Annotated in this window: 22 protein-coding genes and 1 tRNA gene; 10 read left to right on the top strand and 13 right to left on the bottom strand. The window is 68.9% G+C overall.

Features of this window, described 5'->3' with window-relative positions:
- Positions 1-171 precede the first annotated feature (171 nt).
- Entirely contained in the window at positions 172-1,506 is a 1,335-nt protein-coding gene (locus ABDZ92_RS05890; RefSeq protein ID WP_343761981.1) for an oligosaccharide flippase family protein, read from the top strand.
- A gap of 32 nt (positions 1,507-1,538) precedes the next feature.
- Here the strand turns inward: ABDZ92_RS05890 and ABDZ92_RS05895 are convergent, their stop codons facing one another.
- The 3 genes from ABDZ92_RS05895 to ABDZ92_RS05905 all read right to left on the bottom strand — a co-directional run bounded on the left by ABDZ92_RS05895 (position 1,539) and on the right by ABDZ92_RS05905 (position 3,468).
- Positions 1,539-2,219: a hypothetical protein gene (locus ABDZ92_RS05895; protein ID WP_206432155.1), complete on the bottom strand. Its 681-nt coding sequence runs from the start codon at positions 2,217-2,219 to the stop codon at positions 1,539-1,541.
- Between the two features lie 79 nt (positions 2,220-2,298).
- On the bottom strand, positions 2,299-2,592 hold the full coding sequence (locus tag ABDZ92_RS05900; protein WP_125959916.1) for a hypothetical protein: 294 nt from the start codon (positions 2,590-2,592) through the stop codon (positions 2,299-2,301).
- A 135-nt stretch (positions 2,593-2,727) separates the two neighbouring features.
- On the bottom strand, positions 2,728-3,468 hold the full coding sequence (locus ABDZ92_RS05905; RefSeq protein WP_125959917.1) for a Bax inhibitor-1/YccA family protein: 741 nt from the start codon (positions 3,466-3,468) through the stop codon (positions 2,728-2,730).
- A 123-nt stretch (positions 3,469-3,591) separates the two neighbouring features.
- Between ABDZ92_RS05905 and thpR the strand changes: the two genes are divergently transcribed.
- Positions 3,592-4,125 carry an RNA 2',3'-cyclic phosphodiesterase gene (gene thpR / locus ABDZ92_RS05910; RefSeq protein ID WP_125959918.1) on the top strand — a complete coding sequence of 178 codons (534 nt, stop codon included), beginning with the start codon at positions 3,592-3,594 and terminating at the stop codon, positions 4,123-4,125.
- Positions 4,126-4,129: 4 nt separating this feature from the next.
- On the opposite strand, the gene ABDZ92_RS05915 is transcribed toward thpR, so the two are convergent.
- Positions 4,130-4,582 carry a cupin domain-containing protein gene (locus tag ABDZ92_RS05915; RefSeq protein ID WP_125959919.1) on the bottom strand — a complete coding sequence of 151 codons (453 nt, stop codon included), beginning with the start codon at positions 4,580-4,582 and terminating at the stop codon, positions 4,130-4,132.
- A 123-nt stretch (positions 4,583-4,705) separates the two neighbouring features.
- Here ABDZ92_RS05915 and ABDZ92_RS05920 point away from each other — a divergent pair, with 123 nt between their 5' ends.
- From ABDZ92_RS05920 to ABDZ92_RS05935, 4 genes are all read left to right on the top strand, one after another.
- The gene (locus ABDZ92_RS05920) at positions 4,706-5,017 is read left to right on the top strand and encodes a glycine zipper 2TM domain-containing protein (protein WP_125959920.1); all 312 of its coding nucleotides are present in this window, start codon (positions 4,706-4,708) and stop codon (positions 5,015-5,017) included.
- A gap of 92 nt (positions 5,018-5,109) precedes the next feature.
- A complete protein-coding gene (locus tag ABDZ92_RS05925; protein ID WP_125959921.1) occupies positions 5,110-5,535 on the top strand; it encodes an OsmC family protein in 426 nt (141 codons plus the stop codon).
- Positions 5,536-5,632: 97 nt separating this feature from the next.
- A complete protein-coding gene (locus tag ABDZ92_RS05930) occupies positions 5,633-6,790 on the top strand; it encodes a hypothetical protein (RefSeq protein ID WP_125959922.1) in 1,158 nt (385 codons plus the stop codon).
- A 53-nt stretch (positions 6,791-6,843) separates the two neighbouring features.
- Positions 6,844-8,025: a glycosyltransferase gene (locus ABDZ92_RS05935; protein WP_125959923.1), complete on the top strand. Its 1,182-nt coding sequence runs from the start codon at positions 6,844-6,846 to the stop codon at positions 8,023-8,025.
- On the opposite strand, the gene ABDZ92_RS05940 is transcribed toward ABDZ92_RS05935, so the two are convergent.
- Genes ABDZ92_RS05940 through yajC form a run of 4 tightly spaced genes read right to left on the bottom strand, consistent with a single transcriptional unit; the run spans position 8,010 to position 11,284 of the window.
- Positions 8,010-8,384 (bottom strand): Mth938-like domain-containing protein, encoded by a 375-nt coding sequence (locus ABDZ92_RS05940; RefSeq protein WP_125959924.1) that lies wholly within the window; start codon positions 8,382-8,384, stop codon positions 8,010-8,012. The two genes, ABDZ92_RS05935 and ABDZ92_RS05940, sit on opposite strands and share 16 nt — an antisense overlap.
- Positions 8,384-9,340 (bottom strand): protein translocase subunit SecF, encoded by a 957-nt coding sequence (gene secF / locus ABDZ92_RS05945; RefSeq protein ID WP_125959925.1) that lies wholly within the window; start codon positions 9,338-9,340, stop codon positions 8,384-8,386. Before secF ends, ABDZ92_RS05940 begins: the two co-directional genes overlap by 1 nt.
- A gap of 10 nt (positions 9,341-9,350) precedes the next feature.
- Positions 9,351-10,943 carry a protein translocase subunit SecD gene (secD, locus tag ABDZ92_RS05950; protein WP_125959926.1) on the bottom strand — a complete coding sequence of 531 codons (1,593 nt, stop codon included), beginning with the start codon at positions 10,941-10,943 and terminating at the stop codon, positions 9,351-9,353.
- Positions 10,943-11,284, bottom strand: a complete 342-nt coding sequence (gene yajC / locus ABDZ92_RS05955; RefSeq protein WP_125959927.1) for a preprotein translocase subunit YajC — start codon at positions 11,282-11,284, stop codon at positions 10,943-10,945. The genes secD and yajC overlap by 1 nt, the downstream gene beginning before the upstream one ends.
- Positions 11,285-11,428: 144 nt before the next feature.
- Between yajC and ABDZ92_RS05960 the strand changes: the two genes are divergently transcribed.
- A tRNA-Pro gene (locus ABDZ92_RS05960) sits at positions 11,429-11,505 on the top strand.
- 129 nt (positions 11,506-11,634) lie between these two features.
- On the opposite strand, the gene ABDZ92_RS05965 is transcribed toward ABDZ92_RS05960, so the two are convergent.
- From ABDZ92_RS05965 to ABDZ92_RS05975, 3 genes are all read right to left on the bottom strand, one after another.
- The gene (locus ABDZ92_RS05965; protein ID WP_164521207.1) at positions 11,635-14,523 is read right to left on the bottom strand and encodes a PAS domain S-box protein; all 2,889 of its coding nucleotides are present in this window, start codon (positions 14,521-14,523) and stop codon (positions 11,635-11,637) included.
- 181 nt (positions 14,524-14,704) lie between these two features.
- Positions 14,705-15,802 (bottom strand): TIGR03032 family protein, encoded by a 1,098-nt coding sequence (locus ABDZ92_RS05970; protein ID WP_125959950.1) that lies wholly within the window; start codon positions 15,800-15,802, stop codon positions 14,705-14,707.
- A gap of 116 nt (positions 15,803-15,918) precedes the next feature.
- A complete protein-coding gene (locus tag ABDZ92_RS05975) occupies positions 15,919-17,613 on the bottom strand; it encodes an autotransporter family protein (protein ID WP_125959928.1) in 1,695 nt (564 codons plus the stop codon).
- A 47-nt stretch (positions 17,614-17,660) separates the two neighbouring features.
- Between ABDZ92_RS05975 and ABDZ92_RS05980 the strand changes: the two genes are divergently transcribed.
- Entirely contained in the window at positions 17,661-18,185 is a 525-nt protein-coding gene (locus ABDZ92_RS05980; RefSeq protein WP_272695118.1) for a capsular polysaccharide export protein, LipB/KpsS family, read from the top strand.
- A 134-nt stretch (positions 18,186-18,319) separates the two neighbouring features.
- Here ABDZ92_RS05980 and ABDZ92_RS05985 read toward each other — a convergent pair whose 3' ends face one another.
- Positions 18,320-19,633, bottom strand: coding sequence for a M20/M25/M40 family metallo-hydrolase (locus ABDZ92_RS05985; RefSeq protein WP_125959951.1), 1,314 nt, complete (start codon positions 19,631-19,633; stop codon positions 18,320-18,322).
- A gap of 5 nt (positions 19,634-19,638) precedes the next feature.
- Positions 19,639-22,470 (bottom strand): TonB-dependent receptor, encoded by a 2,832-nt coding sequence (locus ABDZ92_RS05990; RefSeq protein ID WP_241211773.1) that lies wholly within the window; start codon positions 22,468-22,470, stop codon positions 19,639-19,641.
- A gap of 91 nt (positions 22,471-22,561) precedes the next feature.
- Between ABDZ92_RS05990 and ABDZ92_RS05995 the strand changes: the two genes are divergently transcribed.
- Positions 22,562-23,566, top strand: coding sequence for a cyanophycinase (locus tag ABDZ92_RS05995; protein WP_241211774.1), 1,005 nt, complete (start codon positions 22,562-22,564; stop codon positions 23,564-23,566).
- A gap of 2 nt (positions 23,567-23,568) precedes the next feature.
- Positions 23,569-24,000 carry an Lrp/AsnC family transcriptional regulator gene (locus tag ABDZ92_RS06000; protein ID WP_125959929.1) on the top strand — a complete coding sequence of 144 codons (432 nt, stop codon included), beginning with the start codon at positions 23,569-23,571 and terminating at the stop codon, positions 23,998-24,000.

The raw sequence follows: 24,000 nt of genomic DNA on the forward strand, positions 1-24,000 counted from the left end.
TTCCCTTGCCACCGGCACACCGCCGGGAGCCTCCTCCTGAACACCGCCAGCCTGCCCGGCACTCGTACCGCTACGCGCGCGGGCCCGCTCGCGCGCCTGCGCCGGGCGGCTCCCTGGGCGGCGGCGGAGAGCCTGTTCTCCGCGGTCGCGACCCTTGCCTCCACGCTGGTGGTGGCGCGGCTGCTCACCCCGTCCGACTTCGGCCTGGCCTCGGTCGCCTTCGCCGTGGTCGCGATCGTCCAGCTGCTCGCCTTCGCCGGCGTTCCCCAGGCGATGCTCCGCACGCCGCAGCTGTTGCCGCGCCTGAGCGACCAGCTCTTCTGGGTGCTGCTCGGCCTCGGTGCCCTGGCGACCCTGGTCTGCTGGCTGATCGCCGCCCCCATCGCCCGCTTCTACGGGGCGCCGCTGCTGCTGTGGCTGATCGGCGTGCAGGCGCTCGACTGCCTGCTCCAGGCGCTGGTGCAGTTCCCGACCGCCCTGCTCACCCGCAAGATGCGCACCCGCAGCCTTGCCCTGCGCATGCTGTGGTTCAAGCTCGTCAGCATCGCCGGGACGCTCGCCGCCGCCGCCGCCGGCCTCGGCCCGTGGAGCCTGGTCGCCGGCAGCCTGCTCGGCAGCGCCGCCAGCGTCCTCCTCCTGTGGCGCACCCAGCCACGCCGCCCCCGCTGGCGCCGCCTCGACGCGGGCCTCTTGCCGCTGCTGCGCATGGGCTGGCTGATCATGGCGGAGACGGCGCTGACCGCGCTTTCGGTACGCGGGTTCCTGCTCCTGTTCGGCAAGTTCCACGGGCTGCACGACCTCGGCCTGCTCAACTTCGCGATGCGGCTGGTGGACGAGCTGGGGGCGATGATCACCGCCTCGGTCGGCCGCGTCTCGCTGAGCTTCTTTGCGACCGCGCACCGTGCAGGCCACGACCTCGCCCGCATCTTCGTGGTCGGCACCCACGCGATCACCCTGGCGGTGCTGCCGCTGTTCTTTGGACTCGCCGCTGTCGCGGGCGATGCCGTCCCGCTCGTCTTCGGCGCGCGGTGGCAGGCAGCGGTGCCGGCGGTACAGCTGCTCGCCGTCTTCTGGGGCCTGCGCATGACGCGGCTGCTGAGCCCTGGCCTCATGCGCACCCTCGACGTGCAGGGCCCGCTGGTGATGAACGCCGCGATCAGCTTCGGCTTCGCGATGGCGGCCGTGCTGCTCACCCGCGAGCTCGGCTTCGTCGGCGCCGTCGCCGCGTTCAGCGCGCGGATGCTGGTGACGATCCCCGCCGGTGCCGGCGTGCTCGCGCGCGTCGCCGCGCTGCCCGTCTCGCGCCAGTTCGCGGCGGTCGCCCGGCCGCTCACGCTCGCCACGATCATGGCGGGCCTCGTGCTGGCCGGCCGCAGCCTCGCGAGCGACTGGCCCCTCGCGCCCCGCCTCGCCGCGCTCACCGCCGGCGGCGCGCTCCTCTACGCCCTGCTCGTCTGGACCTTCGACCGCCGCGCCCTCACCCGCCTCACCGCGCTACGCGGCTGAGGATGCGGTGTTCGGCTCAGATCTACGACGCCCTAGTTGCCGCCCGTCGCCACCGTCTGGGTCGCCGGCACCGCCGTATCGGGTGTCGCGACCTGCGGCACCGCCGGCGCGACGCTGGTCGGCGCATTCGCCCGGTCCGCCAGCGCGTAGAAGGCCTCGCCCTCCATCTCCAGCAGCCGCACCCGGCCCTGGTTCATCGGCTCCAGCGAATGAACGAACGAGCGCGGCTTCTTCATCAGCTTGGGGTTCTCGACCACCGTCAGCCCGGCGCGGCGCGCCGCTTCCGCCACGAAGTGCACGCAGTTGCGGCGGTTGAGGCTGTAGCGATGGTCGCCCTTCTCGCCCCACTCCTCCACCAGCGCGAGGACCGCGGCATATTGCGCGTCGGTCAGCATCACCGAGAAGTGGACGTCGCTGTTCTCGATGTACTTCTGCTTGGTCTCGTCGATCCGCCCGGGCACGGTCCCCATCAGGATGGCGGGTGTGATCGCCTTGGCAGTGAAGCCATAGCTCAGCTGTACGGGCTCCCCACCGGCATCGGGCGTCCCCTCCAGCACGAAAAAGGCGTGCGGGAACTCGTTGCCGAACTCATGCGACCAGAAGCTGATGGTGACGCCGGCGCTGGCAGGCGCCGTGAGCCCCAGCGACAACAGCGCGGCCCCCAGGAGGGCCAGGAACGCACGGGGCGTCGGGACGCGGAACCAGGATGCCATGGGCCACACGCTACCGCGCCCGGCGCGCGGGATAAAGCTCCCCCGCACCGGGCGTCGGCTGGTTCCGGTTCGGACTGGCTCAGCCCTGATTGTCTTCGGCGCGTTTGCGCTCCGCCTCTTCGTCATACCCCGACGAGGGGGCAGGCAGGCTGCTGCTGTGGATCGGCTGGGTCGACGCGGGCGGGTCGGACGCGTCCATCGACTCGTCCAGCGCCCGGTCCAGCCGCGCATCCTTGCTCTCCGGATTGCGCTGCAGCCGCTCGTTGATCGACTCGTCATGGCCCGCGTCGCGGCGCGTCTCGCCCGGATCCTCCGGCGCCACCGACATGGTCTCCATGGCCGCCGGGTCGATCGAGTCCTTGTCTCCGCTCATCACTCTCTCCTCGAAAACCTTCGAGTCAAAAAACGAGCGGCGGCCCGGCTCGTTCCGGTGCCGCCACGACATCGCAAAAGGGGCCCGGCGATCGCTCGCCGAGCCCCCGAAAGGCTTCTGCCCTGTGCCGGTCGCTTAGTCGCGGCTGCCCAGGAACGAGAGCAGGAACTGGAACATGTTCACGAAGTCGAGGTAGAGCGACAGCGCGCCCATGATCACGACCTTGCCCATCATGTCCGTGCCCGCGACATAGGCGTACATGCTCTTGATGCGCTGCGTGTCATAGGCGGTGAGGCCTGCGAACAGCAGCACGCCGACCGCGCTGATCACCATGTTGACCGCCGGCGACTGGAACCACAGGTTCAGCAGCGACGCCACGATGATGCCGACCACGCCCATGATCAGGAAGGTGCCGAAACCCGACAGGTCCTTCTTGGTGGTGTAGCCCCACAGGCTCAGCGACAGGAACGCAACCGCGGTCGCAAAGAAGGTGATCGCGATCGACGCACCCGTATAGGCCAGGAAGATCGTCGACATCGACAGGCCCATGATCGCCGCGAACGCCCAGAACAGCGCCTGCGTCGCGCCATAGGACAGGCGCTGGATGCCGAAGCTCAGCACCATCACGAACGCCAGCGGCGAGAACATGATCAGGTACTTGAGCGGGCCCGGCGACAGGAACACGGCAGCGGCCGGCGAGCTGGTGCCGCCCCACGAAAACAGCAGCGCGACGATGCCCGTCAGCAGAACGCCCGACGCCATGTAGTTGTACACGGAAAGCATATAGGACCGCAGCCCCGCATCATACGCCTGCGCGCGCGATGCGGCCGTTGCGAACGGCGCGGCGGTCGTTCGGGGATCCGACCAGTTGGCCATCTCGAAAAAACTCCTCTTCACCGGCATGATGCCGGTCATGCTTTCATATGCCCCCGGACCGTCCGAATTCAAGCGGGGGCCGGGCTGGCCCTCCGGCGCCGGCCGGCGTAGCAACAGTTTGTAATGCACCGCCTGTTCGTCGCCCTGCGCCCCCCGCCCGAGATTCGCCGGCAATTGCTGGCGCTGATGGAGGGTGTCGAGAATGCGCGTTGGCAGGACGAGGAGCAGCTTCACCTGACGCTGCGCTTCATCGGCAACGTCGAGCGCCCGGTGGCGGAGGACATCGCCACCGCGCTCAACGGCGTTCGCGCGCCTGCCATGACGCTGCGCCTCCACGGCGTCGGCTGCTTCGATCGCAAGGGCCGCACCACCGCGCTGTGGGCCGGGGTACATCCGCACGACGCGGTCGCCGCACTCCACCGCAAGGTCGACCAGGCGCTCGCCCGCGTGGGGCTGCCGCACGAGGGTCGGGCCTTTCACCCCCACATCACCCTGGCGCGCCTGAATGCGGCGACCGGCCCGGCCGATGCCTTTCTCGCGCGGCACGCAGGGCTTGCGAGCGAACCCTTTTCGCTCACCCACATGCTGCTGTTCGAAAGCACCCTCACCCGCGACGGCGCCAGCTATGAGGCGATCGCGCGCTACCCGCTCGACTGAACGTTCAGGATCGTCCGGGCGCCCACCCCGGCGGCGCCAGCTCGAAGCCGTCGAAGCGGAACGCCGGCGCGACGACGCAACTGACCAGCGTCCATCCCGCCTCGGCTTCCGCCGCCTGCCACCAGCCTGCCGGGATCCGCAGCTGCGGCTGCTCGCCCGCCAGCACGTCCCCGCCCAGCGTCCGCCGCTCGACCGCCGCCCCGTCGCTCTCCGCCTGCGACAGCAGCAGCGGCGCGCCCGCATGCCACAGCCACAGCTCGTCCGCATCGACGCGGTGCCAGTGCGAGCGCTCGCCCTTCGCCAGCAGGAACAGGATCGCGGTCGCCGCCCCGCGCGTGTCTTCCGGCTCCGGCGCCCGCCAAGTCTCGCGGTACCAGCCGCCCTCCGGATGCGGGGTCAGCTCCAGCGTTGCGACCAGTTCAGCCGCCTCCGCGTCTAGGGAATGGAGAGCAGGCATGGGCGACGTCCCCTTGTACGAAACCTGAACCGGAACCTGAACGTTAGACATCGTTTCGTTCATGAAACTGCCACGTAGAACCTGCGTTTATAGGGTCAGCAATTCGCTAATGGGGATTTTCTGATGCGTAACATGGTTCTCGCGCTCACCGCGCTGTCGCTGGCTCTTCCTGTCGCCGCGGTGGTTCCGACCGACCAGGCTTCGGCGCAGTCGCACAAGCGCTACAAGTATCGCGAGTGGAAGGGCCGTGACGGCCGCCGCTATTGCCGCAAGCCCGATGGCACCACCGGCCTGGTGGTCGGCGGCGTTGCCGGCGCGCTGGTCGGCCGCACCATCGACACCCGCGGTGACCGCACCGTCGGCACGCTGCTCGGCGCGGCAGCCGGCGCGGTGGCCGGTCGCGAGATCGAGCGCAGCGGCAGCAAGTGCCGCTAAGCCTCGGCTGACCTACGCTACGGACGGGCGGCGGAACGACGGGTTCCGCCGCCCGTTTTCGTTCGCCTACCCCATTTCAGCAGGAGCAGCAGATGATCCGCAGCGGTTCGGCACGCTATGAAGGCCTCGGCAAGGACGGCAAGGCCGCCGTCTCCACCCAGTCGGGCGTTCTTTCCGACCAGCCCTATGGCTTCGGCACCCGCTTCGGCGACGAGCCCGGCACCAATCCCGAAGAGCTGATCGCCGCCGCCCATGCCAGCTGCTTCACCATGGCGCTGAGCTTCGCGCTGGCAAAAGCCGGCTTCAGCGACGGCACGCTGGAGACGACCGCCAAGGTGACGCTCGACAAGGAAGGCGACGGATTCGCCGTCACCCGATCGGACCTCACGCTCAAGGCGCGCGTGCCCGGCATCGCCCAGGACCAGTTCGAACAGATCGCGCAGGAAGCCAAGGCCGGCTGCCCGATCTCGAAGCTGCTCAAGGCCGAAATCACGCTGGAACACAGCCTGGAGGCATAAGCCGCAGCGCCGCGCCCCTTGCCACGACGGCCGGGGCGCGGCTGCCGACGCTCTCCTCACGCTTGACAACCCACAGGCGTGGGGTGAGCCTTCACCCATGCTTAGTCCGGTGTTGCTCCTGCTGGCGCAAGCCGCCGCCCCGCCCCCACCTGCGGGCGACGTCATCGTCGTCGGCCGCCGCGCCGAACAGGAGCTGGCGCGTTGCCTGGCCCGCAACTGCCCGCCCGCCGAAGAGGTCGATGCGTCGCTGGAGGCCAGCGTGGAGCAGTTCGCCGACGGCCGCTACACCGATGCCCGCCGCACCCTGCAAACGGCCATCCGGCGCAACCGGAACCATGCGGCCGAGCTGCCCGGCCCGGTATCGAGCCTCTATGCCACTCTCGCGACGGTCGCGGAGCATGAGGGCGACACCGATCTGTGGCGGACCGCGGCCCGAAACAACGTGCTCGTGTTGCGCCGCCATCTGGGCGAGACCAACCTCGCCACCTTGCGCGAGGAGCTGAGCTTTGCCGACTCGCTGGTCGGGCTCGGTGCCCCGGGGGCTGCGAATTCCGCCTATCGCACCATTCAGCAGCGTGCGGCCGGGAGCGGCCATCCAGGCATCGCCGCCGGCGCCGCGTTCCGGCGCGCTTGGCTTGCGCTGCTGCGCGACCGGTTCAAGGAGGCACAGCGTTTCGCCGACGAGGCGGTCAGCCTGGCCGGTACGGACAATCGCTTGATGGTCGACCTGCGCGAGGTCCTGCGGACGCGGATCGCCATCCGCAAGGGGGACGAGGGGGCGATCGAAGCCCTTGCGGCGCGGCTGCGCCAGTCCGCCGACGTGCAGCCGCAGCTGCTTTTCGCCCCGCCGCTCGCGAACAATAATCCGCCGGCGCCGCCCTTCGGTGTCCACCTCAATCCATGGCACGATTCGCGCATCCGCTTCGCGGACGTCGGATATTGGATCCGCGCCAACGGGCAGACGGCAGAGGTCGAGGTGCTGCGTACCTCCGGTCTCGACCAGTGGGAGCCCGGCATTCTCCGGCAGGTGCGAGAGCGGCGCTACGTCCCGCTCGAGGTCGAGCCCGGGCACCCCGGCATCTACCGGATCGACCGCTTCACCGTCCGCGGCGCGATGGACGTGCCGACCGGAAGCCATCTTCGGCAGCGCATGGGCGACCTCACCGTGCATGTGGTGGACCTGACCGAGACGGATGCGATGCGCGAGGCGCGTCGCCGGCAGACCGCAGCGGCCTCCGCGGTAAAGGGCAGCTGAGGCCCGCGCCCCGCGCTAGTGACGGGCGGGACCAGAGCCGCTAGCCACCGGCAATGCTGCGCGTGCTGACCCTTTCGACGCTGTTCCCGGACGCGAGCCGCCCCAACTTCGGCGTGTTCGTCGAGAAGCAGACGCTGGGCCTCGCCGCGCGTCCGGACGTGGACCTGCGCGTGGTCGCGCCGGTGGGCCTCCCGGCCTTCCCGCTCTCCCGCCTCGCCCGCTACGCACCGCTCGCCGGGCTCCCCCGCCAGGAACAATGGAAGGGGCTGGAGGTGCACCGCCCCCGCTTCCCCAACCTGCCCGGCACCGCCGGCCGCTGGCACGCCGCCCTGCTCGCACGCACCCTCACCCCCGTGCTCACCCGCACCCGCAGCGACTTTCCCTTCGACGTCATCGACGCGGAGTTCTTCTTCCCCGATGGTCCGGCTGCGGTCGCGCTCGGCCGTCGCTTCGGCGTGCCCGTTTCGATCAAGGCGCGCGGCGCCGACATCCACCATTGGGGCACCGCCCCGGCCACGGCCGCCCAAGTCCAGGCCGCCGGCCGCTGCGCCGACGGCCTGCTCGCCGTGTCGCAGGCGATGGCGAACGACATGGTCGCGCTGGGAATGCCGCGCCCGACGGTCCATTCGACCGGCATCGACCGCAGCCGGTTCGGAACCCTCCCCCGCACCGCCGCAAAGGCGCGGCTCGGCGTCACCGGGCCGCTGGTCGTCTCGCTCGGCGCGCTGATCCCCCGCAAGGGCCACGCGATCGTTGCCGACGCTGTCGCCAGCCTGCCCGGCGTTACCCTGTGGATCGTCGGCGAAGGCCCCGAACGCCCGCGGCTGGAGGCGCAGATCGCCGGGAGCGACGCGGGTGGCCGCATCCGCCTGCTTGGCGCCGTTCCGCATGAGGAGATGGCGACGGTCCTCGCCGCCGCCGACGTGATGGCGCTCGCCTCCAGCTCGGAGGGGCTCGCCAATGCCTGGGTGGAGGCGCTCGCCAGCGGCACGCCGATCGTGATCCCCGATGCTGGCGGCGCGCGCGAAGTGGTGACGAGCCCCGCCGCCGGCCGCATCGTCGCCCGCACCCCCGCCGCCTTCGCCGAAGCGATCGCGGCGCTGCTCGCGAACCCGCCTGCGGCCGACGCCGTGCAGGCGACCGCCGCCCGCTTTAGCTGGGAAGCGAACCGCGACGCGCTCTTCGCGCACCTGCAGGCATTGGTGGCTAAAAAGCGCGCTCAGTCGAGCGGGTAGAGCGCCGCCGCGATCCAGCGCAGCTCGGCGCGCAGCACGCCCCAGGCGCGCGCCGCCGCCCGGCTGTCCATCGGCTCGACGCCGATGCCTTTGGCTTCGAGCGCAGCCACCAGCGCCGGAGAGGGGCGCAGCATCCGGCTGCCGGTCCCCAGGATGAGGAACTCCGGCAGCGGATCGAGCGCCAGCACCGGGGCCAGCGCCTCGAGGGTCAGTTCCGCCAGCGCAGGCGGCGTCCAGCCGTCGGCCCGCTCCGGCGTGATCAGCAGGCCCTCGTAGACACCGTCGTCCACGCGAAAGCCGCGGCCGACGATCCCGGAGATCAGCGGCCCCTCGGCCCCGCCTGCCTTGTCGAGCCGCATCAGGGCTGCGCGCGCTCGGCGGCGGTCGGCTCGGACGAACCGACCTTGGTGCCTGCCTTCAGCTTCAGCGTGATCAGCAGCGACGACGACACGTAGATCGACGAATAGGTACCCACGATCACGCCCAGGATCATCGCCGAGGTGAAGCCGCGCAGCACATGGCCGCCGAAGATCAGGAGCGAGCCGAGCGCCAGCAGGATGGTCAGCGAGGTCATCACCGTGCGCGGCAGCGTTTCGTTGACCGACAGGTCGATCAGCTGCGGCATGTCCATCTTGCGGAACTTGCGCATGTTCTCGCGGATACGGTCGTCGATCACCATCTTGTCGTTGATCGAATAGCCGATGATGGTCAGCACCGCCGCCACGATGTTCAGGTCGAACGGCATCTGCGTCAGCGCAAAGAAGCCCAATGTCATCAGCACGTCGTGCAGGATCGCGACCGCGGTCGACACGCCGAACTGCCATTCGTAGCGGAACCAGCTGAACACCGCGATGCCGGCCACCGCCAGCAGCACGGCGAGCACGCCGTTGCGGATCAGCTCGTCCGAAACCTTGCCCGAAACCGTGGTGTAGTTGGAAAAGGTCGCGCCGGGGAACTTGGCCGCCAACCCTGCCTTCACCTTCTCCACCACCGCGTCGGCCGCACCCGGGGGCGCGTCGTCCGCCAGCGGCAGGCGGATCGAGATGCTGTTCGCATCGCTGCCCAGCTGCTGGAGTGCGGCCTCGCCGACGCCCAGCTCGTCCACCGCGCTGCGCACCTGGTCGAGCGGCGGGACGGTGACGAACTTCTCCTCGATCGCGACGCCGCCGACGAAATCGACGCCGAAGTTCAGGCCGCGCGCGAACACCAGCCCGACTGCCGCGATCGTCAGCAGCGCCGTGATCGCAAAGGCGATGTGGCGGATGCGGACGAACTGGATGTTCGTGTTGTCGGGGACGATTTTCAAAAGGCGCATGGGGGGCGTCCTAGATGTGGATCTCGGTCGGCCGGTTCTTGCGAACCCAACCCGACACGAGCATGCGCGTGAAGGTGACAGCGGTGAACACCGAGGTCGCGATGCCGAGCAGCAGCACCACGGCAAAGCCGCGGATCGGGCCGGAGCCCAGCAGCAGCATGATGAGGCCCGCGATCGCGTGCGTCACGTTCGCCTCAAAGATGGTGCGGCTCGCTTCCTTGTAGCCCAGCTCCAGCGACTGGATCACGCTGCGGCCACGCCGCCGCTCTTCGCGGATGCGCTCGTTGATCAGCACGTTGGCGTCCACCGCGGTACCGATCGTCAGCACGAAGCCGGCGATGCCCGGCAGCGTCAGCGTCGCGTTCAGCATGCCCATCACGGCCAGGATCACCAGCACGTTGATGACGACCGCGGTGGTCGCATAGATGCCGAACCGGCCATAGGTCAGGATCATGAACGCGATCACGGCGACCGCCGCGATCACCGAGGCGAGGATGCCGGCACGGATCGAGTCGTCGCCCAGTTCCGGGCTGACCGTGCTTTCCTGCACCACCGTCAGGTCGACCGGCAGCTTGCCCGAGCGCAGCGCGATCGCGAGCTGATTGGCGCCGTCGACGGTGAAGCCACCGGCAATGGAGGCGCGGCCGCCCAAGATCGGTTCGTTGATGTTGGGTGCCGAGATCACCTGGTTGTCGACGATGATCGCGAACGGCTTGTTCACGTTCTCGCGCGTGACGGTCGCGAAGCGACGGCCGCCGACGCTGTCGAAGGTGATGTCGACGTTGGGCTGGCCGTTCTGGTCATAGGACTGGCGCGCGTCGGCGAGCTGGTCACCCGAGATGATCGTGTTGCGCTTGACCGCGATCGGCTGGCCCGTGCCCTGATAGCGCAGGATCTGGCTGCCGACCGGCGCGTCACCGCGCAGCACCGCCGCCGGATCAGCGGTGGTGTCGACCAGCTTGAACTCCAGCCGCGCGGTCTTGCCCAGCAGGTCCTTCAGCGCCTTGGGATCGTCCAGGCCCGGCACCTGCACGACGATGCGGTTCGAACCCTGGCGAATGATCGTCGGCTCGCGCGTGCCGAGCTCGTCGATGCGGCGGCGGACCACGTCGGTCGCGTCGTCCATCGCCCGGTCGACGGCCTGGGTGAGGCCCGCGTCGGTCTGGGTCAGCACGAAGCGGGTCTGGTCGACCACCTCGATGTCCCATTCGCGCTGGCCCGTCAGGCCCGCGCCGCCGCCGGTGATCGACAGCAGCTTCTCGCGCGCCGCGTCCACCTGCGCGACGTCGCGCACCATGAACGACAGGCGCCCGCCGCGCGTGGAGATGTCGCCGATCTGGACGCGCGGGGCGCGCCGCATCTCGGTCGAGACCTGTTCCCGCATCTGCTCCAGCCGCGTGGTCGCGACGTCGGAGGTCTTGGCCTCCAGCAGGATGTAGCTGCCGCCGGCCAGGTCGAGACCCAGGTTGATCGTCGGCGTCGGCACCCAGCCCGGCAGCTGGGCGCGCGTGCGCTCCGGCAGCAGGCTCGGCACCGCGAGCAGCACCATGATGAGGACCCCGAGCCAGATGGCCCGGACCTTCCAGCGCGGGAAATCGAGCATCAGTCGTTCGCGGGCTTGGCGCCGGCCGGCGCCGTCACCTCGGCGATGGTCGCCTTGACGACGCGCACGCGGGTGTTGGGCGCGATCTCGACCTCGACCACCGCGTCCTCGACGCGCGTCACGCGACCCAGCAGGCCGCCTGCCGTCACGACCTGGTCGCCCTTCTTCACGTTCGCGATCGCCGTCTGCAGCGTCTTCATCCGCTTCTGCTGCGGGCGAATCATCAGGAAGTAGAAGACCACGAAGATCAGGATCAGCGGCGCGATCGATACGAACGACGCAAGGGCACCGCCCTGGGCGGCCGATCCGGCGGACTGGGCAAAAGCTTTGGGAACGAGCATGGGTGCTTGGAAACCTGATGAAAAAAGGCCGCGGACGCCGGGCCGTTCAAGGGGCGCGCGCTATCATGCGCGTGCCTCTGTGGCAACCGGCCGTCCTTAGCGCTTGCAAGCGGCGCGCGACGCGCATAGAGGGCAGCGCTCGGTCGGGGCGTAGCGCAGCCTGGTAGCGCATCACACTGGGGGTGTGGGGGTCGCAGGTTCGAATCCTGTCGCCCCGACCAACAAGATCAAGCGGCGGGTCGAGTCTCTCCCCACCGCCGGCAGGTATCCCGCCCCACCCGCGACTCCACAGCATCGACGATCCATGGGGGCGCGCCGGCCCGCTGCCCGCGGGCGCGGCGATGCGCCCCTCAGCGTCGCCGGGAAACCTTTTGCAGGGCGCGCGACAGCGTATCGATCGAATAGGGCTTGTGCACGAGCTCGAAGCCGTGCGTCCCGTTCTGCGCCAGCACCTCGCTGTACCCGCTGGTCAGCACGACCGGCAGCGCGGGGTAGAGGCGGGCGATCTCCTGGCCAAGCTCGATGCCGGACATGCCCGGCATCATCACGTCGGAGAAGACGACGTCGAAGCGGCCGGCCTCGGCAGCCAGTTCCGCCAGCGCCTTGCGCCCGTCCATCGCCCACACAGTCTCATAGCCGAGCTCCGCCAGCGCCTGTGTCGCGAACATGCCGACCTCGGCATTGTCCTCGACCACCAGCACACAGGCCCCCTCCCCGAGCGGCAGGGAATTGTCGCCGGCTGCGGCCGCGACGCCCGCCGTTCCTTCGACCCGCGGCAGATACAGGGTGAAGGTCGCCCCCTCTCCTTCCTCGCTCGTGACGATGATGCCGCCGCCGGACTGCTTGGTGAATCCGAACACCTGGCTCAGCCCCAGTCCCGTTCCCTCGCCCACCCCCTTGGTGGTGAAGAACGGCTCGAAGATACGGTCGATGTTGTCGGCCGGGATGCCGGGCCCGCTGTCGGTCAGCGAGACGGCCACGAACTCCCCCGGCGTCGCAGGATGTGCCCGGATGGCCGGCATCTCGGACGTGGTGCAAACCGACAGGATCAGCTCGCCCTCGCCCTTCATCGCGTCGCGCGCGTTGACGGCCATGTTGACGATCGCGGTGTCGAACTGGCTGCGGTCGGCGTCGATGTAGCAGGGTTCGGACGGCAGCCTCAGCGACACCTTCACCCGCGACCCCGTCAGCGTGCGCACCATGTCGCTGACGGTCCGCACGCTTTCGGAAACGTCGAAGACTTCGGGCTTCAGCGACTGGCGGCGCGCGAACGCGAGCAGCTGGTTGGTGAGCTTGGTCGCGCGGTCCGCGGTGTCGGAGATCGCGTCGATGTAGCGCTGGCGCCGATCGTCGGAGAGGCCGGGGCGACGCAGCAGGTCGACCGACCCGCGGATGACGGTCAGCAGGTTGTTGAAGTCGTGCGCGACCCCGCCGGTAAGCTGCCCGATCGCCTCGACCTTTTGCGACTGGCGCAAGGCGTCCTCGGCCTCCACAAGGTCCGCCGTCCGCTGCGCGACCCGCTGCTCGAGCGTTTCGGTAAGCGCGCGCAGGTCCGCAAGCGCACGGTCGCGCTCCGCCTCGATGGTGCGCCGCTCCTGGACGTCGATCAGGACGCCCGGAAAGCTCAGCGGCGTCCCGTCGGGCCCATGCTCGACCCGCCCGTTCGCCTCGATCCAATAGTAGCGGCCATCGCACCGTCGCACGCGATACTGGTGGGCGTAGGAACCGCCGCGTGCGATCACCTCGCCGATCGCCTCCTCCAGGCTCCGCCGGTCGTCCGGGTGAACGGTGGCCGTGATCTGCGCCAGCGGAATGCCCTTGCGGCCGAGCGCCGGGTCTAGGCCAAAGGTGCGCGCGAACGCGTCGTCGACGGTGAACTGGTCGCTCGGCAGATCCCAGTGCCAGGTGCCGATGATGGCGCCGGCCTCCAGGGCGAGCTGCACCCGCTCCGCATTTTCCCGCGCACTCGCCTCGCTGACCCGCAGACGCTCCTCCGCCTCCCGCCGGGCGGTCACGTCGTTGAAGATGATCGCGATCTGGCGGTCGGCAGGGTCGCCGACCCGTACCGCGCGCACGTCGAACCAGCGCTGGAACGCCTCGGCATAATTTTCGAAGTTCGTCGGCTCGCCGGTCTTGGCCACATGGCCGTAGATCTGGAACCAGAACGGCTCCAGGTCCGGTGCATATTCGGTCACCCACTTGCCGCGCAGGTCCACGCCGGCCTGGCGCGCGAAGGCGGGATTCGCCTCGACGAAGCGATAGTTGATCGGCTCTTCATTCTCGTCGAACTTGACCTCGACGATGGCAAACGCCGCCTCCACCGTGTCGAAGATCGTCTGGAACCGCTCCTGCGCCTGGCGGAGGGCAATGCCGGCGAGGTGCTCCTCGGTGCGATCCCGCAGGATCTTCACGAAGCCGACATGCTGCCCGGCCCGATCGCGCAGCGGAGACAGCTCGCCGCTCGCCCAGAATCGCGCGCCGCCCTTTCGCACATGCCAGCGCTCGTCGATCGCCCGGCCTTCTTCCAGGGCGCACTGCATCTCGCGATCCGGCACCCCGGCTGCGCGATCCTCCTCGATGAAGAACAGGGATGCGCTCTGCCCCACCGCCTCGCGTTCCGACCAGCCGAGCACACGCTCCGCGCCGTAGCTCCACTCCACGATCGTGCCGTCGAGGTCCATGGCGATGATCGCGAAATCCTGGGCGCTGTCCACGATCGCCCCCTGGCGCGCTTCGGACGTCGCTGCGCGCTCGGTGGCAAGCCGTTGCTCCAGCTGCACCATGACCTGGCGGGCGAGAACGCGGATCGCGCGCTCCTGCACTCCGGTGAGGGTACGGGGCCGAACGTCGAGCACGGACAGGGTGCCGATCGGCAGCCCTTCGGGCGACTTCAGGATCGCCCCCGCATAGAAGCGCAGGTGCGGCGCTCCCGTGACCAGCGGGTTGCAGGCAAAGCGCGGGTCCGCGGCCGCGTCGGGAACAAGAAGGAAATCCTCCTCCAGGATCGCCTGGGCACAAAAGGATGTGTCCAGCGGCATCTCCCGCACGCCCAGGCCGACCTCGGCCTTGAAGAACTGGCGGCCGTCCCCGATCAGGTTCACGATCGCGATCGGCGCCTCGCAGATCGCGGCGGCCAGTTCGGCGATCTCGTCGAACGCCTCCTCGGGGGGCGTGTCCACGATCTTATATTGTGCAAGCGCAGCCAGCCGCTGCCCCTCGCGTCCGGGGAGATCCGTCATCGTATTCCATGCTCAGGCATTGATCGCGCCTTTAGCACCGACGACCGCCGTCCCGCCACGGTCGCGTGCCAGTCGCGGGACGCGAATGCCCCCTGCCTGACCTGGCATGATACAGCTCTGCGCTGCCGCACGGCTGCTGCGCGGCAGGACGTCGGGGAGGAACGCCACGGCTGACGCAAACTCACGACAGCGGGGAAATCTCCCGGTCGAAACTGATCGTGGTGCGCATCTCCGGCGTATCGGGTCCGATCGACATCGGACACACGACGCCGGGCATCACCGCCACGTCGAACAATTCGGTGATGAAGCCATCCAGCTTGATCCATTCGACGATGTCGCCGGAGGCGAGGTTGACGATCAGCACGCCGCACCAAGCCTCGGCATCGCGGCTCGCCAGTGCGGCATCGAGCGCGAGGCCGGCGAAGGTGCCGTTGCGCGGCTTCGACACGGTCACCAGGGCATGGCCGTTGTGGAGCGACATGCCCCGCAGGAAGCCCGGGCAGAAGGCGATGTCGGCCCGCTCGCCGCTCGCCGGCTCGATACGGATCAGATGCCCGCGGCCCGAATCCAGCGCCAGCACATGATCGCCCCGAACCCTGGGGCTATGCGGCATGGACAGCTGATCGGTGACGATGCGGTCGGTCGCGACCTCGATCAGCACGCCGCCTTCGTGGCGGCGCTCGCGCCATCCGGTCAGGCTGTCGCTGCGGCTGACCGCCGTCACATAGCGCGGCGTGCCGCCGTCCATCGCCATTCCGTTCAGATGGCAACGGTCCTCGGGCGCGAGCTTGGAAATGAAGTCCGGCTTCCAGATCGGTCGGAAGCTGTGGTTCAGGTCCAGCGTCGCCAGGCAGCTGTACTTGGTATTGACGAAGATCACGCGCCCGGCCGCGTCCGTGCCGACCTCGTGCACATCGACGTCGCCGGTCGTCTGGGCGTTGCGCGGGATCAGCGCCATGTCGAAATGCTGGTTCGCCGTCTCGCCGGGCCGAAGCATGTTCTCGAGCCGCCAGATCTGGTGCGACGTGCCGAGATACAGCCTGCCGGGCTGGTAGCAGACCCCCATCGCGCGGGAGAAGTTCTGCTGGTTGAACGAGACGGTGCCCGCCGGGGTCACGCCCACCAGGAACAACTGCCCCGTCTGGTAGGAGGTGAAGGCGATGCTCGTGCGGTTGGCGCGCAGCCAGTCGGACAGCCCGCGCGACACCGTCAGGTTGGTGTTCGTCGGCTTGGGCGTACCCGGCGTCGCCGGCGACGTTCCGTTGCCTGCCGCGGCCATGGGTGCGGGCGCGTTACTCATGATCCGGGCCTCTTGATGGGACGACGGGGCGATCGGGCTCGCAGCCAATGCCGCGAGCCCGCGCCTCGGGTTGGTATCTCAGGGTGTCGTACCGATCAGAACTTGATCCGGATACCGGCACGGCCGCCGCCGCCCTGATAGTCGTCGCCATATTCGCCATGGGCTTCCAGGAAGCCGGTGACGCCGCTCGCGGTCACGATGTTGAAGCCCAGCGTGCCCTGGCCATAGGTGCCCAGGGCATCGCTCCCCAGCACGAGCGTCTGTGCGCCGCTCGTGAACCGCAGGCCGTCGTCGCCCTTGAACTCGTGCACCGCGGCACCGCCAACGTAGAACACCAGCTTGGAAGACTCGCCAATGTCGGTCGCCCCTCCGATCTTCACCCCTGCCTTGCCACGCAGGCCCTCGAAATCGTCGAAGTCGAAGCGTCCGCCCAGCGTGCCATAGCCGTCGATGTCGCTCTTGGTGTACGCGATGCTCACGGCGGGCTCGGCAAAGAAGGTGTCGGAGCCCAGGCGAGCACCCGCCTCCAGCTTGCCGCCCCAGGTATTCGCCTTGGTCTTCACGTTGAAGTTGGCGAGGTTGCCGCGCGCCTCGATCCACGACCGGTCGTATCTCGCCAGGCCGTTGATGAAGAGGCCGCCCGCCTGGAACGCGCCATAGATGGCGCCGTTCAGCGTATCGATGTCGAACCGGTCGCCCGAGCCGGCGAAGTTCATCGCCGACGAGAGATAGCCGGTCGACACGCCGAACACGGCGCCGCCATTCTCGCTGGAGCCGCCGCCGATATCGAAGCCGATCTGGCCACCGAACGCATCCTGGCGATAGCCCAGGTTCACATCATCCTGCACCAGGCCGTTGAAGGCGAAGTCGCGCCTTTCCTTGCGCTTGTTGACCTCGCCGAACATCTGCAGCCACAGCCGGCCGGTCGTGTCGGTGGCAGGGCTGCCCCAGCCCGCATCCCGACCTGCCGCCAGATGGGCGGTCACCGCATCTCCGGACCGGTTCCACACCGAGGCGAGCCCCTCGCCGAGCTTGGCCTGGCGGTACACCGTCGCGCTGGGCGCGCTGACGAGGCGATACGCCAGCGCCGTCGGATCATAGGTGATGCCGTACTGGATGAGGCCGATGTCGCGCGATGCCGGGTCCAGCGTGAAGGCCGTCGCCGACGAGGCGGCGGAGGTCTGGACGATGGTGGTCGCCGGGATCAGGATCGCCTGGCCGTCGCTCGCCTGCAGAGTGACCGAGGTGGAGCCGCTCGCACTCCCCACCACAAGCCGATCGACGGCGGCGGTCGTGGTCCCAAATCGAAGGTCGAGCCCCAGGGTCGCGTCGCCGGTGCCGGTGTAGGCGGTGCCGGCGAGCGTCAGGACGTCGCCCGTCCGGCCGTTGCGCAGGTCGATGAGGCCGCTGTTCGACAGCGTCTCCAGATTGGTGATCGCAACCGTCCGCGTCGCAGCGGCGCCCCCCAGCCGGATCGTGCCGCTGTTGTTCAGCACGTCGACCCCGGCCCCGAAATCGCTGTCGCCGATCAGGGTAAGAGTGCCGGCGTTGGTCAGCCGGTCGGCATTCTCCGTCAATTGCAGCCGGCCGGTCAGCGCTCCGTTGTTCGCGATCGTCGCCGCGCCGCCGGACGCCTGGATCGCATAGCCGCTGCCGCCGGTGATCGCGCCGTCGTTGGTGATGGTCGTCCCGTTCAGCGACGTGACGGTGATGGCGTTCGTGCCGCCCTGCACCGATCCGCCGGCCGCGATCGTCAGCCGCGCCAGGCCATCGCGCGCCGGGTCACCCATCGGGTCGCCGCCGCCGCCGCCGGCACCGCCCGCGATCAGACGCCCAGATCCGCCTGCACTCTCCCTTCGCCGGGATCGCCGACGCGCTTCGCCTGGTGATCGGATCCTTTGCTGCACACGCCCCCAGCGGCGTCCGGCTGGTCGTGAAGGAACATCCGCTCGACAATGGCGTGCGGGACTGGCGGCAGGAGGCGGCAGACATGGCTGCTCTTTTCGGAGTGGCCGACCGCGTGGACTATCTCGCCTGGGGCGACATCGTACCCATCACGCGCCGCGCCCAGGGCGTGGTCACCATCAACAGCACCAGCGGCACCTTTGCGCTGGCGGCCGGCGTGCCGGTGGTCGTACTCGGCCATGCGGTCTACGACATTCCGAGCATCACCTTCCAAGGGGGGCTCGACGCCTTCTGGCAGAACCCGCTGGCGCCGGACGCAGAGACCTTCGCCGCGTTCCGCCGCGTGCTGGTCGAGCGATGCCTGATCCCAGGAGGGTTCTTCTCGGAAGAAGCGCTGAGCAAGGCAGTTCGTCACGCCATCGCCCGTTTCGAGGGCAGGCCGATGCTGCCCGAATAGCGCGGGGATGCACCAGCTACTCGGCAGGGCCGCACCGTGCAGGTCCCACCGGGTGTGGCGGTACGAATCGCGTGGCCGTTCCCTTGCGGCCGTGCAGCCACATCCCCCCGGCCACGCGACTCGCCTCCGCTGGGCTAGCGTCCGGACCCCTCCCGTCCGTTCGCCAGCCGGGAGATCAGGATCGCCGCGCGCTTGGCCTGGCGGCGGATGCTCGCCAGGTCGACCGTCTCGCCGGGCGCATGGTCGCCGCTGCTGTCCGTGCCCAGCCCCGCCAGGCTGTCGACGTCGTTGGCCACGAATGAGATGTCGCCCGCCCCGCGCTTGAGCGGATCGAGCGGCGGCATCTCCGGCAGCTTCAGGTCGCGGTTGACCGCATTGAGCGCCGCCAGCAGCGCCGTGTTGCCTGCCGTCGGGGCCATCGCCGGATAGCCCTCGCCGAACGCGATCTTGGCATCGGTGCCCGGCGCATGGGACGCGACGATCGCCTCCATCTTGCCGCGCACCCGCGCCGTCTGTTCCTCGCTCAGCGTGCGGAAGTCGCCGGTCGCGACTGCCGTCCGCGCGATGATGTTGGTCTTGCCGACGGCCGCCGCATTGCCGCTCTCGTCGATGCTGGCCGTCGCTCCGCCGGCGATCACGCCCGGGTTGAAGGTCAGGTTCGGCTCCGGCAATTGCTCGCGGAACGCCGCCAGGATGCGCACCAGCTCGTGGATCGCCCCGTCACCCAGCTCGGGCGTGAAGATCAGCGAGGAATGGCCGGTCTGGCCCGTGGCGGTAATCCGCCAGTCGGTGACCGAACGCCTGGCGATCGAGCCCATGTCGCGCCCGTCCTCCGTCACCAGCCCCTCGAAATCGAGCGCCACGTCGGCGCGCTTGCCCGCCCCGATCAGGTCCGCGCGGGAGATGCGATGCGGGCTGCCGGCATCCTCCTCGTCGCCGGTCAGCACGATCTCGATGTTGGCGTCCTTCAGCGTGCCCGCCGCCTGCATCGCGCGCAGCGCCGCCACGATCACGACCATGCCGCCCTTGTCGTCGCCCGCGCCCGGCCCTTCGGCCTCGTCGCCCTTGCGCACGAACTTCTGGAAGGGCGAGCTCGGCTCGAACACGGTGTCCAGGTGGCCGATCAGCAGGATGCGCTTGCCGCCCGGCTTGCCGGCATGCACCGCCACCAGATGGCCGGCGCGCTGCACCGCCGCCATCGGTTTCCACTGGACGGTGAAGCCCAGCGGCTCCAGCTCGGCGCGCATCATCGCGCCGACCTTAGTCACCCCTTCCAGGTTGAGCGTGCCGCTGTTCTGGTCCACCAGCCGGCCGAGCAGCGCCACCGAGCGCTCATATTCGGCGTCGACGGTCTGCCCCATCACCGTCTCGGCACGCGACAGCCCCTGGGCGAGCGCCGGCGCCGACACCGCCAGGAACAGCGCGCCGCCAAGCGCCATCGCCCGCATCCGCATCACAGCTTCGCACCCCCCATCTTGTAGGTCAGCTGCGCATAGAAGCTGCGGCCGACCGAATCGAACCATGAAATGTCGTAGTAGGGATAGGCGCCATAGGTCGGGTCCTTGATCGGATCCTGGTCGAACAGGTTGTTGATCGTGCCCGACAGGCGCAGCCGGTCGGTGAAGCTGTACTGCGCCGACAGATTGAACAGGTAGCTCGCCTTGATGTACGCGTCCTGGTCGTAGTTGGGGAGCTTGCCCAGCCGCTGGCCGGTCAGCGTCGTCGAGAAGCGCTCGAGATCCCAGGTCAGGCTCGCCGTGCCCTTGTCGCGCGGGATGTCATAGTCGCTGTCATAGTCGAGCTTGCTGATCTTCGGATCGCCCGGATATTGGCGGATCGTGTGGTTGAACACATAGGTGTAGTTCACCCGCAGCGAGAAATTGCCCGCCTGTGCGGTCGGCACGCGGATGTGCGCCGCCACGTCGATGCCGTCCGTGGTCTCCTCCGCGACGTTGATCGGGTTGATATAGACGCCCTGCAGCTGGCCATCGAGCGCGCCGCCCGAATAGCGCTCGACCCGCGCCAGCGCGTCGAGGCAGGTCGGCGAATTGCCGTCCACTGGCGACCCGGCTGCGGTCTGGCCGATCCGGCAGTCCGCCTCGTCTCGCAGCAGATTGTCGATGCTCATGTCGAGCACCTGGTTCTTCATCGCGACCCGGAAATAGTCCACCGACATGTCGAACCAGCGCCGCGGCTGCCACATCACCCCGGCGTTGAGCGACTTGGAGGTTTCCGGCTTCAGGTTGCGATTGCCCGAACGGTGGGAGACGATGCCCTCGTCGGCATAGTCGCAGTCGGAGATCTCCTCCGGCTGGTCCGGGTCGGTCCGGCACAGATAATAATCGGTCGCCGACGGGTGGGTGTTGCCGGGTCCCCGGAACACATAGTTGAGGTCCGGCGCGCGGAAGCCGGTGCCATAGGCGCTGCGCAGCACCAGCGTGCTCGTCGGCCGCACCACCGCCCCCAGGTTGTAGGTGAACTTGCCGAAACCGTTGCCCGCAAAGGAATAATGGTCGTAGCGGCCGGCCAGGTCGAGCTCCACGAACGACAGCACCGGCAGCCGCAGCTCGCCGCCCGTGCCCCAGTGGCTGCGCTTGCCCCGGCCATCGGAATCCACCAGCCCGACATAATATTGGGTCAGCGCCAGCGGGTCCGGCCGCAGGTTGTAGCCCTGGCTCCCCGCCTCCGCGGTGAACGCGAAGCCCGCGGCGCCGCCCGGCAGGCGGAACAGCTCGGTCGTGTTCACCGTCGTCGCCACGTTCGTCACCCACGACTTGGGCCGATAGATCGAGTTTGCGGTGATCGAGCGATATTCGCCCGGCGTCAGCGGCGTGTAGAGCCGCGTCGGATCGGCATCGAACTCGGCATAGCCCGTCTCCGGGTCGACGCCCACCTGCGGGCCCAGGAAGAAGGCGTTGGCCTTGTCGATCACCACCTGCGGGAACGACACGCGCGACTGGTATTCGGCGTGGTTGACGCTGAACTCATAGCCCCACTTGTTGTCGGCGAACCGGCCCTTGATGCCCGGCGTCACGTTGAAGGTGGTGGAGCGGTTGCGCGTCATGCCGGCGTTCAGCCCGCCCATCTCCTCGGGCGTGAACTGCCGCGTCCAATTGTCCAGCTGCAGCCCGCTATAGGTCTGGTCGGGGCTCAGGTGGTTCGGGTTGAAGAAGGTGCCCTCCTCATTCCCGTCCGGCGCCACATAATACCAGTCGAGCACGTCGCGAAACAGGCTGAGCTTGGAATAGCTCGCCTGAAAATCCAGGAACAGCTCGGCCTGGTCGTTGAGCGTGTAGCCCATCGATCCATAGGCGCTGATCGAGCGGCGCTTGGACTGGATCGTGCCATAGCCGATCGAGGTATCGCTGCCGCAGAAATAGCCGTCGCCGTCGATCGTGTCCCGGCCCGGTCGCATGGCGTAGTAGGTGCTGCCGCCGTTCAGCCCCGACAGCCGGTCGCACGTCGCCTTGCCCGGATCGATGTAGTAGAGATATTCGTCGGCGCGCAGGAAGGTGCGGCGAGCGAGCGGCCCGGTCGGGTCGTCCTGCGTCGAATCCTGGATCTTGCGATCGTACGCCCACAACGGCTTCTGATCGAGCGCTTCGATCCCCAACACGCCGTGGAAGCCCCCCGTCTCCCAGCCGGTGGTCACGCTCAGCCGGTGCGAAGACCCGCCGCCATGCTCGGTCGTCCCATAGCGATAGTCGATCCGCGTCCCGTCCGGCTTGGATTTCAGCTGGAAGTTCACCACGCCCGAGATCGCGTCCGAACCATAGATGGCCGACGCGCTGCCGCTCAGGATCTCGACCCGCTCGATCAGCCCCACGGGGATGTTCGAGATGTCGGTGAAGTTGCTGTTGCCGTTGAACGGCAGCGGGAAGTCGGCGATGCGGCGGCCGTTCACCAGCACCAGTGTGTGGTTCGGCCCCAGCCCGCGCAGGTCGACCTGCTGCGCGCCGGGCGTGAAGTCCGCGCCGGACGCGCTTTGCTGGCTCTGGGTCTCGCCGCCGTTCTGCGTGATCGCACGCAGCACGTCCGGCACGCTCTGGTAGCCGTTACGCAGGATGTCCTCGGCGGTGATCGTCGTCACCGGCGCCGGCCCGTCCCCCGACACGCGCGGGATGCGCGATCCCAGCACGACGACTTCCCCCTCGGGCGCCGTGTCGTCGGTCGCCGCCGGAAGGCTCTGCTCGCTCGTCATCGTCTGCGCCGACGCCATCCCCGGCAGCGCCCAGGCGCTTGCCCCCGCGAGCGCGATCGCGATCCCCTTACGTGTACGCATCATTTGACCCCCCGTATTCCCGAAGACATATTGGCAGCAGAACCAGTCAAAATGGAACAATAAAAATGCAATATGTTCGGCAGGGGCGAACGAATTGAAAAGTGGGGCTTGGCGGGCATGGTCCCGAATCGCATGCGCGCTGCTGGCACTGCTGCTGCCGGCGTCCGCCTGGGCGGCACCCGGCGGCTACAGCTATTATGAAATCGGCGACCGGTCGGCGAAGACACCCGCGGCCACCGCGCCGGCGCTGATGCTGGTCGGCGGCGGCGACTGGGACTATCGCGCCTTCCGCTGGTTCGCCGAGCGTGCCGGCCACGGCCACATCGTCGTGCTGCGCGCCTCGGGAGAGGGCGAGGCCGGCGAGGAGATCTTCAACCAGGTCGGCGGCGTCGCCTCGGTCCAGACGCTCGTCTTCCGCAGCCGCGTCGCCGCAAGCGACGCGCGCGTGCTCGACATCCTCGCGCGCGCCGACGGCATCTTCATCGCAGGCGGCGATCAGGCCAACTACGTCCGCTTCTGGAAAGGCACCCCCGTCGCCCGCGCGCTCGACGCCCATGTCCGCAAGGGCCGCCCGATCGGCGGCACCAGCGCCGGCCTCGCGATCCTGGGCGGCACCGCCTACGGCGCGATGGACGGGGGCAGCATCGACAGCCAGGAAGCGCTCGCCGATCCCGCCGGCCCTGCCGTCACGCTGGTGACGGGCTTCCTCCACATGCCGCGCCTCGCCCATGTCGTCACCGACACCCACTTCGCCCGCCGCGACCGGCTCGGCCGCCTGTTCGCCTTCGTCGCCAAGGCGCGGCAGAAGGACCCGAAGGCCGTCGGCCTAGGCGTGGACGAGGGCGCCGCGCTTTGCGTGGAGGCGGACGGCACCGCCCGCCTGCTGTCGCCGCCCGGCGGCCATGGCTGGCTGGTCCAGCCGACCACCCGCCCCACCCTCCAGCCGGGCCAGCCGCTCGACTGGGCTGGCGTCCGCGTGACCGGCATCGGCCCCGACAGCGTGCTCGACCTCGACACGCTGCAGGTCACCGCCCCCGCCTTCGACGGCATCGCCAGCGTCGAGCGCGGCGTGCTGCGCGACGCCCCCGGCCCGCGCTGACCATGCGGCCCGAGGAAATCGACCCGCAGCTCCTGGCGCTCCTGCGCGAGGACGCCCGGCGCAACGTCTCCGAACTGGCGGCGGCGCTCGGCGTCTCGCGCACCGCCGTCTACAGCAGCATCGAGCGGCTGGAGCGGGAGGGCACGATCCTCGGCTACACCGTGCGCCTGGGCGAGGATTACGACCGCCGCCTGATCCGCGCCCATGTCATGATCAAGCTGTTCCCCAAGGCGACCCACGCCACCCAGGACCGGCTCGTCACCATGCCGGAGGTCGCCGGCCTCTACGCGATCTCGGGCGAATACGACCTGATCGCCATCGTCGAGGCGCCCCACGTCAACCGCCTCAACGACCTGCTCGACGCCATCGGCGAACTGGAGGGCGTCGAGCGCACCACCTCCTCCGTCATCCTCGCCACCAAGCTCCAGCGTTGA

Source organism: Sphingomonas molluscorum (assembly GCF_039522995.1).
Lineage (GTDB): Bacteria > Pseudomonadota > Alphaproteobacteria > Sphingomonadales > Sphingomonadaceae > Sphingomonas > Sphingomonas molluscorum.